This window comes from Saccharicrinis sp. 156, assembly GCF_050589685.1.
In the GTDB taxonomy this organism is placed as follows: domain Bacteria; phylum Bacteroidota; class Bacteroidia; order Bacteroidales; family Marinilabiliaceae; genus Saccharicrinis.
Genome location: NZ_JBNGOS010000021.1, coordinates 1 through 13,757, shown reverse-complemented (window position 1 = coordinate 13,757; position 13,757 = coordinate 1). Strand labels below are relative to the sequence as shown.

At 36.9% G+C, this 13,757-nt stretch carries 15 protein-coding genes; 6 read left to right on the top strand and 9 right to left on the bottom strand.

Translation table 11 applies throughout. The features are described from left to right. The first annotated feature begins 84 nt into the window (after positions 1–84). Positions 85–786, top strand: a complete 702-nt coding sequence (locus ACRD64_RS14035; RefSeq protein ID WP_430934037.1) for a hypothetical protein — start codon at positions 85–87, stop codon at positions 784–786. Here ACRD64_RS14035 and ACRD64_RS14030 read toward each other — a convergent pair. The 4 genes from ACRD64_RS14030 to ACRD64_RS14015 form a co-directional block, all read right to left on the bottom strand. After that, a complete protein-coding gene (locus ACRD64_RS14030) occupies positions 778–1,710 on the bottom strand; it encodes a lysostaphin resistance A-like protein (protein ID WP_430934036.1) in 933 nt (310 codons plus the stop codon). The genes ACRD64_RS14035 and ACRD64_RS14030 overlap by 9 nt on opposite strands. 538 nt (positions 1,711–2,248) lie before the next feature. After that, positions 2,249–2,716, bottom strand: a complete 468-nt coding sequence (locus tag ACRD64_RS14025; protein WP_430934035.1) for a hypothetical protein — start codon at positions 2,714–2,716, stop codon at positions 2,249–2,251. Between the two features lie 147 nt (positions 2,717–2,863). Next, the gene (locus tag ACRD64_RS14020) at positions 2,864–3,823 is read right to left on the bottom strand and encodes a glycosyltransferase (RefSeq protein WP_430934034.1); all 960 of its coding nucleotides are present in this window, start codon (positions 3,821–3,823) and stop codon (positions 2,864–2,866) included. A gap of 63 nt (positions 3,824–3,886) precedes the next feature. Beyond that, positions 3,887–4,666, bottom strand: a complete 780-nt coding sequence (locus ACRD64_RS14015) for a radical SAM protein (RefSeq protein ID WP_430934033.1) — start codon at positions 4,664–4,666, stop codon at positions 3,887–3,889. A gap of 319 nt (positions 4,667–4,985) precedes the next feature. Between ACRD64_RS14015 and ACRD64_RS14010 the strand changes: the two genes are divergently transcribed. The 5 genes from ACRD64_RS14010 (at position 4,986) to ACRD64_RS13990 (ending at position 9,058) form a co-directional block, all read left to right on the top strand. Then, positions 4,986–6,122 (top strand): ATP-binding protein, encoded by a 1,137-nt coding sequence (locus tag ACRD64_RS14010; protein ID WP_430934032.1) that lies wholly within the window; start codon positions 4,986–4,988, stop codon positions 6,120–6,122. Between the two features lie 119 nt (positions 6,123–6,241). Then, complete coding sequence (locus ACRD64_RS14005) at positions 6,242–7,381, top strand: PSP1 domain-containing protein (RefSeq protein WP_430934031.1); 1,140 nt, start codon at positions 6,242–6,244, stop codon at positions 7,379–7,381. Continuing rightward, entirely contained in the window at positions 7,368–7,850 is a 483-nt protein-coding gene (locus ACRD64_RS14000) for a gliding motility lipoprotein GldH (protein WP_430934030.1), read from the top strand. The genes ACRD64_RS14005 and ACRD64_RS14000 overlap by 14 nt, the downstream gene beginning before the upstream one ends. Positions 7,851–7,941: 91 nt before the next feature. After that, positions 7,942–8,700, top strand: a complete 759-nt coding sequence (gene trmB, locus ACRD64_RS13995; RefSeq protein WP_430934028.1) for a tRNA (guanosine(46)-N7)-methyltransferase TrmB — start codon at positions 7,942–7,944, stop codon at positions 8,698–8,700. A gap of 22 nt (positions 8,701–8,722) precedes the next feature. Beyond that, complete coding sequence (locus tag ACRD64_RS13990; RefSeq protein WP_430934027.1) at positions 8,723–9,058, top strand: MGMT family protein; 336 nt, start codon at positions 8,723–8,725, stop codon at positions 9,056–9,058. Positions 9,059–9,504: 446 nt separating this feature from the next. On the opposite strand, the gene ACRD64_RS13985 is transcribed toward ACRD64_RS13990, so the two are convergent. From ACRD64_RS13985 to ACRD64_RS13965, 5 genes are all read right to left on the bottom strand, one after another. Beyond that, on the bottom strand, positions 9,505–10,248 hold the full coding sequence (locus tag ACRD64_RS13985) for a DUF6794 domain-containing protein (RefSeq protein ID WP_430934026.1): 744 nt from the start codon (positions 10,246–10,248) through the stop codon (positions 9,505–9,507). A 291-nt stretch (positions 10,249–10,539) separates the two neighbouring features. Then, on the bottom strand, positions 10,540–10,995 hold the full coding sequence (locus tag ACRD64_RS13980) for a hypothetical protein (protein ID WP_430934025.1): 456 nt from the start codon (positions 10,993–10,995) through the stop codon (positions 10,540–10,542). Between the two features lie 430 nt (positions 10,996–11,425). Beyond that, the gene (locus ACRD64_RS13975) at positions 11,426–11,569 is read right to left on the bottom strand and encodes a hypothetical protein (protein WP_430934024.1); all 144 of its coding nucleotides are present in this window, start codon (positions 11,567–11,569) and stop codon (positions 11,426–11,428) included. Between the two features lie 195 nt (positions 11,570–11,764). Continuing rightward, entirely contained in the window at positions 11,765–12,373 is a 609-nt protein-coding gene (locus ACRD64_RS13970; RefSeq protein WP_430934022.1) for an RloB domain-containing protein, read from the bottom strand. Positions 12,374–12,377: 4 nt separating this feature from the next. After that, positions 12,378–13,652: an AAA family ATPase gene (locus ACRD64_RS13965; RefSeq protein WP_430934021.1), complete on the bottom strand. Its 1,275-nt coding sequence runs from the start codon at positions 13,650–13,652 to the stop codon at positions 12,378–12,380. Positions 13,653–13,757 lie beyond the last annotated feature (105 nt).

Here is a 13,757-nt window from a genome sequence, read left to right as displayed (position 1 = left end):
TGAAAGAATGTTAACAGTTGGTTTGTAGTTACTTATAATTTTTTTTAATTTAGATGCGAATGCTTCACCAAAAAACTTTTATTGATGCCCTACAGACGATTGCCCAATACTGACCAGGCTCGGTTACGTGCATTAAAAGCTGCTTTAGAAAAAGGCAGGCAAAACTATCCCTACGATTTGGCATATTCCCAACAATTATATCACAATATTCAGGGTGTTTTGCCTCAATTTGAACAAGCGGTTTCCCAGTACAGTTTTAGTAAGGATCGTCAGGCAAAATATGGCAAGCTATTGACCGACCAATTTAAGGAAGCCCGAATTTATGTTTCACATTTTATTCAGGTGTTGAATTTTTGTATCATACGCAAGGAGATTAAACCGGACGCCAGGAAGCTTTTCGGGTTGGATGTGGATGACAAATCAGTTCCTGACCTCGGTACCGAGCAGCTTTTAATAAAATGGGGCAAGAAAGTCTTGGAAGGCGAGGAGCGAAGAATGATGACAGGAGGATCAAGGATATACAATCCATCCATCGCCATGGTAAAAATCAAGTTCGAAAAATATTTGGAGTATTATAATACCCATAAAAACCTGCAAAACACTACACATAAAATGCACCGGAAGGTACTTGAGATGCGAGATAGGATAGATAGCCTGATAGTAAACATATGGAATGGGATTGAGGAAAACTATCAGCATTTGCCAGGTGACGAGAAACGGAGCGCTTGTGCTGAATACGGGGTGGTTTATATGCACCGCAAGGACGAAAAATCTACCTCAGAATAAGTTGGCAGAGCTGTTGCTGGTGTGTTTTTTTTCAACTATCCAATGGCACAGGTATAGAATCGCTATTGTTCCCAATAGGCTGAATATTACCCAAATTATATCAGGATATTCATGTCCTGCATCAAGCGGGTTGGATTTGGTTATGTTATCGTTTGTATAACTCTGATATATAATAAAAGCCATAAAATTATTGGTGAAATGTGCAATTATAGGAAGCCAGATATTTTTTCCGTATACCATCAGGTAACCAAAAATAACTCCAAGCACAAAACGGGGCAGAAATCCAAAAAACTGAACATGAATAGCGCTGAATAGCACGGCGGTAATGATTACTGCCAGATGTTTGTTTTTAAATATGGTTTGAAAAACACGTTGAAGAGAACCTCTAAACATTAATTCTTCCCCGATAGCAGGAATGACGGCTATAATTATTGCGTTTAATAGGGTATGGGGCCAGTCCGAAGCAGAAAGAAATACTTCTGTCGCTCTTTGGGCATCTGCTTCTTTGTCTCGCATCCACTCTTCAATATGCACAAAAAAGTCTGGAAATTCAATTCCATTATTAAATACACCTAATAGGCTGATGAAAGGTTGCGCTGCAATAACGGCAAGAATGGCCAAAGCCAAGAGCGTGTATGAAATCCTGATTTTGCGGAAGTGATTAAGTGCTATATTGCCGCATGTAAGAAATTCGAACAATATTGGGGGAATAATAAATAGCCCAATACTTTGAACTACCTGAAAGTACTTTAGAAAAGCTATGTTGTTGAGTAATTCACTCGTATTTGTAATGGCTTCATGTCCCCAAAAAAGCATGGCAACAATTGTGCCGGCAAAAGATATCACAAACCAGCAAGAAAACGTTACAATAACCAATAAAAGAAGTTGTTGTACCGGTGGCGTATGCTTAAATAACTGTTTCACGTTAAATCTAGATTTATGCCGGCAATATAACGTCAATTTTTAATGTATCAAACAGAATATGCATTGGTTTTCGCTTGCATTTAGAGATGCTGAAGCATTTAGGATCAAAAAAGATTTACGGAATCTGTTATTGTTCACAGAGTATCGTTTTTGCCTCACTGCTATATTTTGCCTTTTCGCATTTTTCGACATTAGGGTATTGTCCGAAATTGGGGGATCTTTTTTTTATTTTGTTATTCCGATATAGTTAGTTGAACCCGGATTATGTATTGGGGGTTCGTCATGAGCATTGCAAGTGCAATAAAACAAGGCATTACTGAAACGTGGCATCACTTGTCCCGATTACTTTCGGGAGCATCGTTCTGGTGAGTTGAAGTGATGCAACGAAGTGTCTTGTTTTAAAGTAATTTCAAGGTGTAATAGAATTTCTAATGCATATTGCGGGTTGAAAGGCAGCAGATATAAACCTGGGATAAATAAAAACCCAACCAGAAATCTCTGGTTAGGTCCTTAATTGTGTATGTATTTAGTTCTAGAATTATGCGAATTTTTGTGGGATAAGCTTACCAACAAGTTGGGCTTTTATTTTCTTCTCAATTTGATTCCCTGGATTTACACGATTATCGCTGCCTATGTCGCTATGGATCTTTGGGTAGTTTAAAAATGTTTCGTAAAACTTTACTTGCTCAAAATAATTTAATTTTACCTTTGTAGGTGTTGTTAAATACATCTTTACCCAAAAATTCATAGGGCGGTTTATATTTAAAACCTGCAATCCCTTAATCTTGTAAAAGTAATCCATTACTAATTCGTCGCTAAGCCTATTGTTGGTTAGCTGGTGAATATCTTGGATAATTTGTGCTTTATTTTGTTCGCCCTGCGGAAATAAAATGTCTTCAATTATAGGAAGAGCTCTTTTCTCGGCGATCACCCTTATTATAGATTTTTGGGTTAGTACAATCGTGCTAGCAATTACGATTACCAATGCGATAACTATATAAATCATTTCTTTAGTATTGAATTAAATGTCCTCTCCGGTCTCAACTGATTGCTTGTACCAGTTTGGTGGTTAAATGTTATTTATTATTGACTAACATCATCTGAAACGAAACTAACGATTGAAAAGTTACAGTTAAAGCTGGTTTAACATTTGTTATTTGTTTGCACCAAACGATTTGCCAATCATACCAAGCAGATGGGAGCCGATTTTTTTTTGAGGAACAACCTTGAAACGGTCTTTTAGATGATGGGCCAGATATTCCTGCTCGGTTTGGCCTGGTGTTGGAATTAAAATGGCATTCAGGTTTAGGTATGCGATGTCCATTATGGAGCTATAGCCCGACCTGCAAAGGCATAGCTTGGATTTTAACAAGACGTATTTTAATTGCGATGCCCGTAGGTGGGGGATAACATGTAAATTTTTGTGTTGCTTTAAAATTGCTTCTTCCCTGGGTTTCCCCTGGATGATAATTGCAGCACGTTCAGTTGCAAGAAGTATTTTTTTTAATTCTTCCTCAAGTTGTGTACGCGTTGGTTCCGGGCCGGAAAGCACTGCCACTATATCGTAAATATATTCAGTGGCCAGCTCGTTTATACAACTGAACCTGCTTAAGGGCCCTATGAATTTGGACGGGAACGTAACGTTATGCTTATGACTCAAATCACCGCTTAAAGCTATCCCATGATCAGCATAATCAGGTATCCAGCATTCGTTGAATAGGTTGATGATCAATTTTATCACTTGATGTAACATGCCCTCTAACAAACTAAAAGGTGCAGGGAGCTTTACCATAAGTTGGTGGGTCACCAAGATGGATTTAATATTCTTATTCCACAAACCGTATCTGTTGTCCGAAATAATAACATCTATTGTATTGGTGTTCGCAAGCTTTTTTAAAAAATAATGTTCTCTTACGGATGATATAAGAATTTTAGGAATTAGTCGAATCAGGTTTAAGGTCATTTTGTTTTTGGAGAAGCGAACCTGAATATCCGGAATCCGAATAGTATCGAGCTCGGGAAATTCGTCGGAAATAAGTTGAAGGGCATCCCCATCTCCACCAAGAATCACTTTATTGCTTTTTTGCAATAAATCATGAACAATGGGAATCATTCTACTGGCATGTCCCAGGCCCCAATTTAAAGGGCAAACTAAATATGTTGGCGGGTTACACAATTATCCCGAAACTTGAGTTGAAATCCCCATATCTTCCACTCTGCGGGCAATTTTCTTTAGCTCAACCAAAGGTATTTTAACCAAGCCATCAACTGGTGTATCCCTTTCAATCGTATATATCATAACACTTTTTGGTGATGCTTTTTTTACCAGTTTAAGCCATGAATCGATATCAGCATCAGTGGTGTTGTCTATTTGGTTGCCTTTATACGTGCCCCTAACAAACATAGTTTGAATGATCAGTTGTCCATTGAATTTCATCAGGTTGTCAATCAATTCGTTTAACGAAAATCCGGGGTTGGGCTGATCCAATACCTGAATAGTTTCCTCCAGCCCGGAATCAAGCTTGAGTATATTATCGTCAACTTTTATTAGCGCATCATAAACACTGGTTTTATGAATTAATGTAGCATTGGATAAAACGGCAATTCTGGCTTCAGGAAAATAAGCATTGCGTAGTACAATGGTGTCATTAATAATACCTTCAAAATCCTTGTGAATGGTTGGTTCACCGTTTCCTGCAAATGTAATTACATGGGGAGCCTGCCCTTTGCTTTGCATTTGTTTCAGTACTGTTTCAAGCTCGGTTTTTACCTGTAAGCGCGATGGCATTTGGGTTGTCGCCGATGCATTGTCACCGTTAAAACCACACTCGCAATAAATGCAGTCGAAAGTGCAAATTTTTTTATTTACCGGGAGTAGGTTAATACCTAACGAAATGCCGAGTCGTCGGCTTTGAACAGGGCCGAATATTATTTTATCGAAAAGAAATGTTCCCATTTAATTGTTTTGTTTTAGGTTACAAATGTACTTGAAAAAAGAATAAAAATCAGAGTAACACATCGCATAATTGGGTCGATGGATTCTAACATTGCCAATAAAAACCGGTTCACAGTAATTGTTTTAAGTTCTGCACGGATTTAATTGACCAGCTATTCCTGTTTTGATGACATTTATGTTTTGAGGGCAATTTACCTGAAACCATCATTCAGGGAGAAAACTATTTGGTGGTTGCGTTCTTAGTTCTTTGAGGCTTCGCTTCAATTCTTTTCCCGAAATTGTTATCTTTGGCAGATTGCAAAATTAACGCAGAATATTCATGTTGTTTAAACAAGTGGTAGGTCAGGAGGATATTAAATCCAGGTTAGTGCGCATGGTTAATGATAACCGTGTTAGTCATGCATTGCTTTTTACCGGGCCGGAAGGAAATGGAAAGCTCGCTATGGCCATAGCCTTTGCGCAATATCTAAATTGTTTAAATCCAAATGAGAGCGACTCGTGCGGCGAATGTACTTCCTGTAAGAAGTATGCCAAGTTAGTACATCCCGATTTGCATTTTGTATTTCCCGTTATCAAAAGCAATACAACAAGCAGTCCGGTTAGCGATAACTTTATTTCGGAGTGGCGGGCTTTGGTCAACGAAACGCCGTACTTTAGTCTGACAACATGGCTGGGGCAAATACGTAAAGAAGGAGACAATAAACAGGGAGCTATCTTTACATCGGAGAGTTCGGAGATTATAAAAAAACTGAGCCTTAAAACTTTTGAAGGTAAGCATAAGGTGATGATCATATGGATGCCCGAGAAGATGAACGAGTCAACGGCCAATAAATTACTCAAGATTCTAGAGGAGCCTTCGCAAAGCACAGTGTTTATACTAGTGTCAAATAATCCTGACGAAATGATATCTACCATTTTGTCTCGTACCCAGCAGTTAAAAATACCGGCCTATTCGCAAAAGGAAATCGAAGGACATCTTATTGAACGATTCAACATAAGCGGGGATGAAGCCGAGGGAGCCGCTAAAGTGGCCAACGGTAATCTGATTTTTGGGGAGGAGCAGGTGAGGATGAGTGAAGAGAACGAGTTCTTCTTTGATCGGTTTATTCAGATGATGCGACATAGCTATGCTCGAAAAGTGGGTGATTTATTAAAGTGGGTCGAAGAAATGAGCCGTCACCCAAGAGAAATGCAGCGTAATTTTTTAAATTACGCCATTAATATGATTCGCGAAAATTATATCATGAACTTTAAACAGGGCGATATTGTTTATCTCACGCCAAAGCAAATGGAGTGGTCAAAAAAGTTTTCGCCTTTCATCAACGATAAAAATGCGATGACCATAGCCGGGGATTTTGCCTTGGCCGATTCGCACATCGGACAAAACGGAAACAGCAAAGTCGTGTTGTTCGATTTAGGATTGAAACTGATTATTTCTATAAAAGAAGGAAATTAGGTGATGTTCTATTTTTGAGCATGCAAAGCAAAGAGTACCAAAGGGATTCGTCGTAACAGATGATGAACTTTCCGGTAATTAATATATATTCAAGGCTTAGGCCTTATAAAAAGTAAATAATGGAAGAAGTACAGTCAAAGTGCAGTAGTTGCTCTGACCGGTGCGGCAAACTCGATGTGTTTGATTGGTTGGCCGATATACCCGAAAGTTGCAACGTTTCAGATATAGTTGAAATTCAATTTAAGAATACCCGAAAAAGTTACTTTAAAAATACCAACGGACTGCGATTGGCCAAAGGCGATGTAGTTGCGGTAGAAGCATCGCCGGGTCACGATATTGGAACAGTTTCCTGTACAGGTGAAATTGCCGTGATGCAGATGAAGAAGAATCGTTTGAACATTAAGGATTACGATTTTAAGCGTGTATACCGACATGCAAAACCCATTGATTTTGAGAAATGGGAAGAGGCCAAAAAGCTGGAGCATGAAACCATGATCGAAAGCCGCAGGATTTCTTTGGATCTGAATCTGAATATGAAAATTGGTGATGTTGAATATCAGGGCGACAAAACTAAAGCGATATTTTATTATATAGCCGACGAACGGGTAGATTTCCGTCAGTTAATCAAGGTGCTGGCCGATAGGTTTAAGGTGAGGATTGAGATGAGGCAAATTGGCGCACGTCAGGAAGCCGGAAGGATAGGCGGTATCGGGCCTTGCGGCCGTGAGCTTTGTTGTTCTTCGTGGATTACCAACTTTGTCTCCGTAACAACAAATGCAGCTCGTTATCAGGAGATTTCGCTAAACCCGCAGAAATTGGCAGGCCAATGCGGTAAGCTAAAGTGCTGCTTGAATTTTGAGTTGGATGCCTATATCGATGCACAGAAAGATTTCCCGAAAACAAATGTGCCACTTGAAACACAGGATAATACTTACTACCATTTTAAAACGGATATATTTAAGCGGGCTATGACCTATTCCACCGATAAACATATCCCGGCAAATTTAGTAGAATTGTCTGTGGATCGGGTTAAAGAGGTGATTCGACTAAACCGTACTGGTAAAAAAGCAGCCGTGTTGGTAGATGAAAAAGCGGTTGCCAAACATGAAGCCGTAGCACTGGATTATCAGAATGTGGTTGGGGAGGATAGTATATCGCGTTTCGATGATCCCAAAAAACAAAGCGGAAACAGAAACCGGAAAAAAAGAAGAAGAAAACCAACAAACAGAGGTAATTCGGGAGGTAATGCTAAAAAATAGAGTTTTTGTAATCGTTTGTGTTTTCGTCTTGGCTGTTGTTCTGGTTGCCTGCGGTCCCATTGTGGTTTACAAAGGTGCTGTGGAGGTGCCTCAAAATGGCTGGCATAAAGATACAGTAGCCGTTTTCAGGAGTGAGGTGGCAAACCTGGAAGAGACCTGCCACCTACTATTGGAGGTTGAAAATACAGATACATACAGTTATAATAATATTTGGTTTTTTGTGGATGCCGTTTCTCCCGGAGGTTACGTGCAACGCGATACTTTAGATTGCAGATTGGCAAATGATACCGGAGACTGGTTCGGTAAGAGCAATTGGGGAAGTGATGCTTTCAAAAGTGTACACCCCTATAAACTAAATATTCGATTTCCTGAAAAAGGTACATACAAATATTATGTGGTTCAGGGAATGCGGGACACGTTGCTGACGGGTATTACTAGTGTTGGAATTAAAATAATAGAAGCGAATTAAAGTCGGCAGTCAACAGTTGGCATTCCTCGGTCCTTTGGCTGAATGATAGCGAACTGCTGACCGTGAGCTGCTGACAGTAGAATAAATAACAGTGGGTAAAAATAAGTTATATAAGTTTGCCAAATTGGAGACTTATCATCATGTTTTTCAGGCTTCGTTTGATGAGCCTACCAGAGAAGACTTCCACATGAAAGGCAAGTGGAAGCAAGAATTCTTCAAGAATGAGAATCCATTGGTTTTGGAGTTAGGTTGCGGTAAAGGTGAATATACCGTTGGGCTGGGAGAATTGTATCCCGAAAAGAATTTCATAGGTATGGATATTAAAGGGGCCAGGATCTATACGGGTGCCACCCAGGCTTTGCAAAAGGAAATGAACAACGTAGCCTTTATTCGTGCAAAGATTGAATTAATAACATCTTTTTTTGCAGAAGGGGAAGTAGATGAGGTTTGGATTACTTTTCCCGATCCACAAATGAAAAAAACCAGAAAACGGTTAACATCAACCCGTTTCCTCGATTTTTATCGCAAAATATTAAAGCCGGACGGAATTCTGCATTTAAAAACGGACAGTAACTTTTTATATACCTATACCGATGCAGTGGTTAAGGAAAACAAACTACCCACGGCAATAAATACATTCGATTTATACAATAGCCAAGTGGTAGATAAGGTTTTAGCTATTAAAACATATTACGAATCACAATTCTACGAACAAGGCATTCCAATCAAATATATCAAATTCACCATTCCTCAAGATGTTGAATTGATAGAACCGGATATTGAAATTGAGTTTGATGAATACCGAAGTTATAATCGGGGTGCTAAAATGCCGGAAAATACTAGATCATAATTGTTGATTTAATTATATTTTCATGGAAGCGGATTTTTATCAACAGGTATTTCAAGTGGTTAAGCTTATCCCACATGGTAGGGTAACTTCGTATGGAGCGATTGCCAGGTATCTGGGTACAGCCCGTGCCAGCAGAATAGTGGGGTGGGCTTTAAATAATTGCGGTTCGAGTGGTGAGTATATTCCCGCGCATCGGGTTTTAAACAGAAACGGTATGTTAACGGGTAAAGCTGCTTTTCGCGGGGATAATGTCATGCAGGAACTTTTGGAAAGCGAAGGTATAATAGTAGTTGACGATAAAGTCAAAGATTTTAAAAAGCACTTTTGGGATCCGATGGAGCTGGATAAGGAATTATAGCCATCAGCCAATTGGCGTTGCTACAAAAAAGTAAACAATTTATCTAAGACTGATAGAAAAATGCTTTTCTATGGACCACAAGTTCTATATAACCTGCGTTTTATGGGACTTTAATTTATATCGGATATTTAAGCTTTGACTGACAAAAACACCCAATTTGACTAAAATCTTATCTTTTGCTTGTTTTCCTATTGGGCGTTTGTTTTCGTTAATTAACGAATTCGTTAAATCGTTAATTCTTTATATGCATTTACCTCTATGTTGACTTATTTAGTAAGTAAGTCTCGACCTTTCTTATTTCAATTAACGCTGTTCAAAATTTCTTTTACCTAACCGAAAGCCTCTGGTGGCTTAGGTAACGCTGTTCAAAATTTCCGATTAGTAAATATTCTCTTTTACTGTAACTAAGTCTTGACCCTCATGGTTCTGCGATTGCTGAGACTTTTTTACCTTAGGTCTTTGTTAAACTCAATTAGAGCTTTTTCAATCAAGTCTTCAAAAGCTTTATTAACGTTAGTACCAGTATAAACCGCTTTGGGTTCATAAAACTCAGTTAAATTGTAGCTCCTTGTAATCTCAGATGACGATATGTTAATAGATAAATAAACTGCCATTTCAGTGCCCCAAGTTCTTGCAGCAATCTCCGAGTAAAAGTCTCTAACTGTGATTGTGATATCTAGGTTAGTCGTCTTTGAAAACTTTTGAATCAACAACTCATCTAAATATGCTTTTAAAGGTTTCTTCACTACCAAATCACCAACTTTTTTCCCTGTTGGATATAAGGTTCCTAAACTAGTATTGAGGTGATCTTTGATAAATATTTGAGTGATTCTAAATTTAGCGTTTGGTACATTGATACCGTCTCTAATCTTAAACCGCATCTGATACTTCTTTCGTCTCGGAACTGATTCAATTTCTTGTAGAGATACTTGACTCCCTAGTTTGTTACCATAAAAATTTCGATAGAATGAACTGAGTACTAAATGGGTAAGAAACCTGGGGCTGTGGATAGAATCTTGAGGAATCTTCTCGAATAAAGAAGGCCCTCCAAGAACTCCCCACTTTCTTCGAATATATCTACCTACTTCAAATTCGTGTTGTTCAATGAACTCACTTTCACTAACAGGGTTCAGCTCTTCAAATTGTTTTTGAAAATAAACGCTATCTAGGTCATTAATGGCTTGTTCCATAGAGTTTGGTCCTAATGCGTCTGATCCCCATATGATTATTACAACCTGTGAATAACAATAATTTGTTATAGTTAGGCTTAAGAATATAAAAAGTATCTTCAGAGTATTCATGCATGAATTTTAATCTGATTTATAATTTCTATTATATTTCCACACGATATTTCATGTATAAAGTCTATTTATCATTAGATTATAAACGTCTGACACTATAAAAATAACTAATAGTTCTTTCAATCCGTCAAGATAATTTAGTTATCTCTCATATGCGTTTTGTGGAACTAAGGTGAATATTTACTTGATCTGATATTCAATAGTTCCATCTATTTTTTTTGCAATGCTTTCCATATGAATCCAAGCATTTTTAAACAAAGAACCTTTCATTCCTCTATTAGTAACTTTGCTCCATGAGTCGTCGGAAATACCTCCAAGCGATATGGTGCCAATTGTACAAAGTCCTGTAATCTTTATTATTGTTGTGGAATCTTTCTGTCTGATGGAGCACATGAGTTTTATCTGCCCCCCGTTGATGCTATGAGGTTTTGTTTGTATTATACCAGCATCTTTTTCTAGCAACTGAAACTCATAACCTTCGTCAACTAGAAAAGGTAGTGTTGACTTATATAAATCAAGATGGGATTTATCTGTTTTTACAATAATTCCATTTGCTTTTTTAGGTGCATCCTGGGAAAATAAAAGTTTCGGAGTGAATAATACTGTAAAAACAAGGATAGTTAGTATTTGCTTCATGTTTAAAGGTTTTAATTGATTAAAGATAAAAATATATTTGAACCAACTCGAAGTATAGTTATGGAATGTTTTTGAGTTAAAATCATTCCCTGAATTTTAAATATGAACTATAAAAAAGCAAAAGCCACATCTTTTAGCGACATGGCTTTTGTATATTATTCATTTATAACTGAATAATTATTCATTAAATCAATTTACAGGTAAAGCCTAATATATCCCCTTTTAAAATTTGGAAATAATTCTTTAAACGTTGTTATGGAAATGAAATCCTTATCCGATTTTATATGATTACTAAGATAAGTACACTTATTATTCAAGTCCGATGCATCATCTATATCTGAAATTAGTAAAAGATGTCCTCCTTCTAAATTTATTTCAACACCGGGAAGAACTGTTATATCTAATTCTTCTTTTATTAAGAAAAATTGCTCTAGGCAAATACGTTATGATTTGTAATGGCAATACAATCAAGCGATAGTTTTTGTACATACTCTTTAAGCTTAAGTATATCAAATTCAAAATAAGAATCACTAATTGTCGAAACAGTATGTATGTGTAAATCTATTTTTTTCATTGATTAGTTTTTAATATTACCTCTTTATTCATTATTACCTCTATTGCATTAAGTAAATGACTTCTGCTTTTGTTAAGCAACTTTAGATAACACATTCTTTTTCCCACCTACTCGACCTCGTTCTCTAGTCTCTTGCCCAACGTTTTCTTCTATTGATTCCATTTCAAATTCTGCTTTACACATTTTGCTTTTTGGCTATTCGATTTGTTTTTCAAACTCCTCAATAGCCAGGTGCATCTTAGAAAAAGGGAAATACTCTCCAACACCCCCTTTGTTATATTTCTTTAATCCTTTAGAAGCATTGCCAATAGCATTATTCAAACCTTCTTCATTAATAAGCTGTTTGAACCACTTATCTTTTTTAAGAAATGTTTTCTTCTTTGAATAATCTACTATATGTGTCTTTAGATCTTTAACAACTTCATCGCAGTTAACAAACTCCTTTGTTGTGTAATTGAAGTGTAATAAAAACCAGTATTCTATACTTGGCATACTATCACAGATGAGCACTTCTTCAACATCTTTATACTTAGACACAAACCTTTCGAATTCTACCTTTTTACCTTGATTGACTATGGTGTCATAATCTGTAAGGAAAGTAATGTGGTCGCAACCTCCGGAAAGGAGTTCATCTATTATCCCTTCAGCATTTTCTATTCCAATATCTGCAAACAACGAAGGTCGAATGCTAAAGCGATACCCTTTATGTTTTTTTAAATGACTTAAATACCACTGCTCCGTTATGCCCTCTCCAAGAACGGCATATTTTAAATTAAAACGTCTCTCTCTTCTAATCCTTCCCATAGTATTATAATTCAGGTACTCCTCCAAACTTGCCTATTTTGTAGGCGTTGAAATAGGATAGCTCTTTTCTAAAATTGAAATCTGACAATGAGAACAGATCCGATGACCCATTTTCTAGTTTCTCAGTAAACCAGATAGCATCCTTTCTTAATATGTCTTTTTCGTTTAGGAGCGACATGTTATGTGTTGTAAATAATAATTGAGCTTTACCTGATCGGTTTAAAAACTCTTTCAAGAAATGTATTACTAACAATGGATGCAAAGCCGAGCCGATTTCATCTATCGGCATAAAAGCATTATTTTCGATAGTATGGTAAAATGGAGCAGAAAGACCATAATACCTTAGAGTACCTTTTGATTGTCTTGAATCTGGTAGGGAATAATACTCTTCCTTTTCTCCTCTTACTACCCTATGTGTAAACAAGGTCTCGTCATAATGAATAGCTTTTTCCTTGCGGATCTTAGCCTTTTCTTCTTCTGAAAATGGGGCATTATCTAATGCTTCTAAAATAATATCGGGTACCTTTCTTAATCTATCCTTAAAAAATACATCAGTAATATTAAAGTCTGCTTCTTTTAAAAACTTTAATGTATGAGCTTTAACATTTTCATCATTCTTAACTGCATCATCAGAAAAGTCAGTTAAGTCTGTATATGGATTGATAGAATCCAGATATTGATTTTCAAGCCAATCATTAACCAGTTCTAATTCAGGAATAGAAATATTAACTTGTCGGTAAGCAGCAATAGCTGAGCTGTTTTTTAATGTTTTAAGCTGAATAGCCTCTACTGCTTGTTCCGATATTTTAATCTTAGATCCAAATTCTATTACCGATATCTTCTTTTCTTCATCGTAGATTCTGTTGAAAAGAATAGCAGGTTGTGTACCTGGGTAAAAAGATAGTTTCTCCTCAAGAACAACACTTTCATTTATAAGTAATTGATATTTGTGTTTTATGTCGTTGGCATAAAAAACCAATTCAAATTCTCCAGGTTCATTTCTGGTTTCATCAAACATAAAGGGAACAAAAGGTGTTCCTGAGCTTTTCTCTTCCTTGATGCTATGGGTAAAATCATTAAGAAACTGAAAAGCATTAATCAAATTACTTTTCCCGGAAGCATTTGCCCCATATATCATTGCCATTTTCAAAAGGCGTGTTCCATCTGCCTGTTCTGCTACGTAATAATCTTCAAGAGTTTTATCTGCTGTAGCCTCAAAACTGAATAGAACCTCGTCTTTAAACGATAGGAAATTCTTTATTCTTAGCTCTTGTATCATCTCTTTTTGTGTTTATTGCATTTTACTTACAAATATCAAAAAAAGAAAAATAGAAAACAAGTGTATTGTACAATAATGTAATATTATTGCATTATTAATAAAAAC

Coding starts and splice junctions, on each gene's coding strand:
- ACRD64_RS14035 (WP_430934037.1), top strand. CDS start 85: ATGCCCTACAGACGATTGCCCAATACTGACCAGGCTCGGTTACGTGCA.
- ACRD64_RS14025 (WP_430934035.1), bottom strand. CDS start 2,716: ATGATTTATATAGTTATCGCATTGGTAATCGTAATTGCTAGCACGATT.
- ACRD64_RS14020 (WP_430934034.1), bottom strand. CDS start 3,823: ATGATTCCCATTGTTCATGATTTATTGCAAAAAAGCAATAAAGTGATT.
- ACRD64_RS14015 (WP_430934033.1), bottom strand. CDS start 4,666: ATGGGAACATTTCTTTTCGATAAAATAATATTCGGCCCTGTTCAAAGC.
- ACRD64_RS14010 (WP_430934032.1), top strand. CDS start 4,986: ATGTTGTTTAAACAAGTGGTAGGTCAGGAGGATATTAAATCCAGGTTA.
- ACRD64_RS14005 (WP_430934031.1), top strand. CDS start 6,242: ATGGAAGAAGTACAGTCAAAGTGCAGTAGTTGCTCTGACCGGTGCGGC.
- ACRD64_RS14000 (WP_430934030.1), top strand. CDS start 7,368: ATGCTAAAAAATAGAGTTTTTGTAATCGTTTGTGTTTTCGTCTTGGCT.
- ACRD64_RS13990 (WP_430934027.1), top strand. CDS start 8,723: ATGGAAGCGGATTTTTATCAACAGGTATTTCAAGTGGTTAAGCTTATC.
- ACRD64_RS13985 (WP_430934026.1), bottom strand. CDS start 10,248: ATGGAACAAGCCATTAATGACCTAGATAGCGTTTATTTTCAAAAACAA.
- ACRD64_RS13980 (WP_430934025.1), bottom strand. CDS start 10,995: ATGAAGCAAATACTAACTATCCTTGTTTTTACAGTATTATTCACTCCG.
- ACRD64_RS13975 (WP_430934024.1), bottom strand. CDS start 11,569: ATGAAAAAAATAGATTTACACATACATACTGTTTCGACAATTAGTGAT.
- ACRD64_RS13970 (WP_430934022.1), bottom strand. CDS start 12,373: ATGGGAAGGATTAGAAGAGAGAGACGTTTTAATTTAAAATATGCCGTT.
- ACRD64_RS13965 (WP_430934021.1), bottom strand. CDS start 13,652: ATGATACAAGAGCTAAGAATAAAGAATTTCCTATCGTTTAAAGACGAG.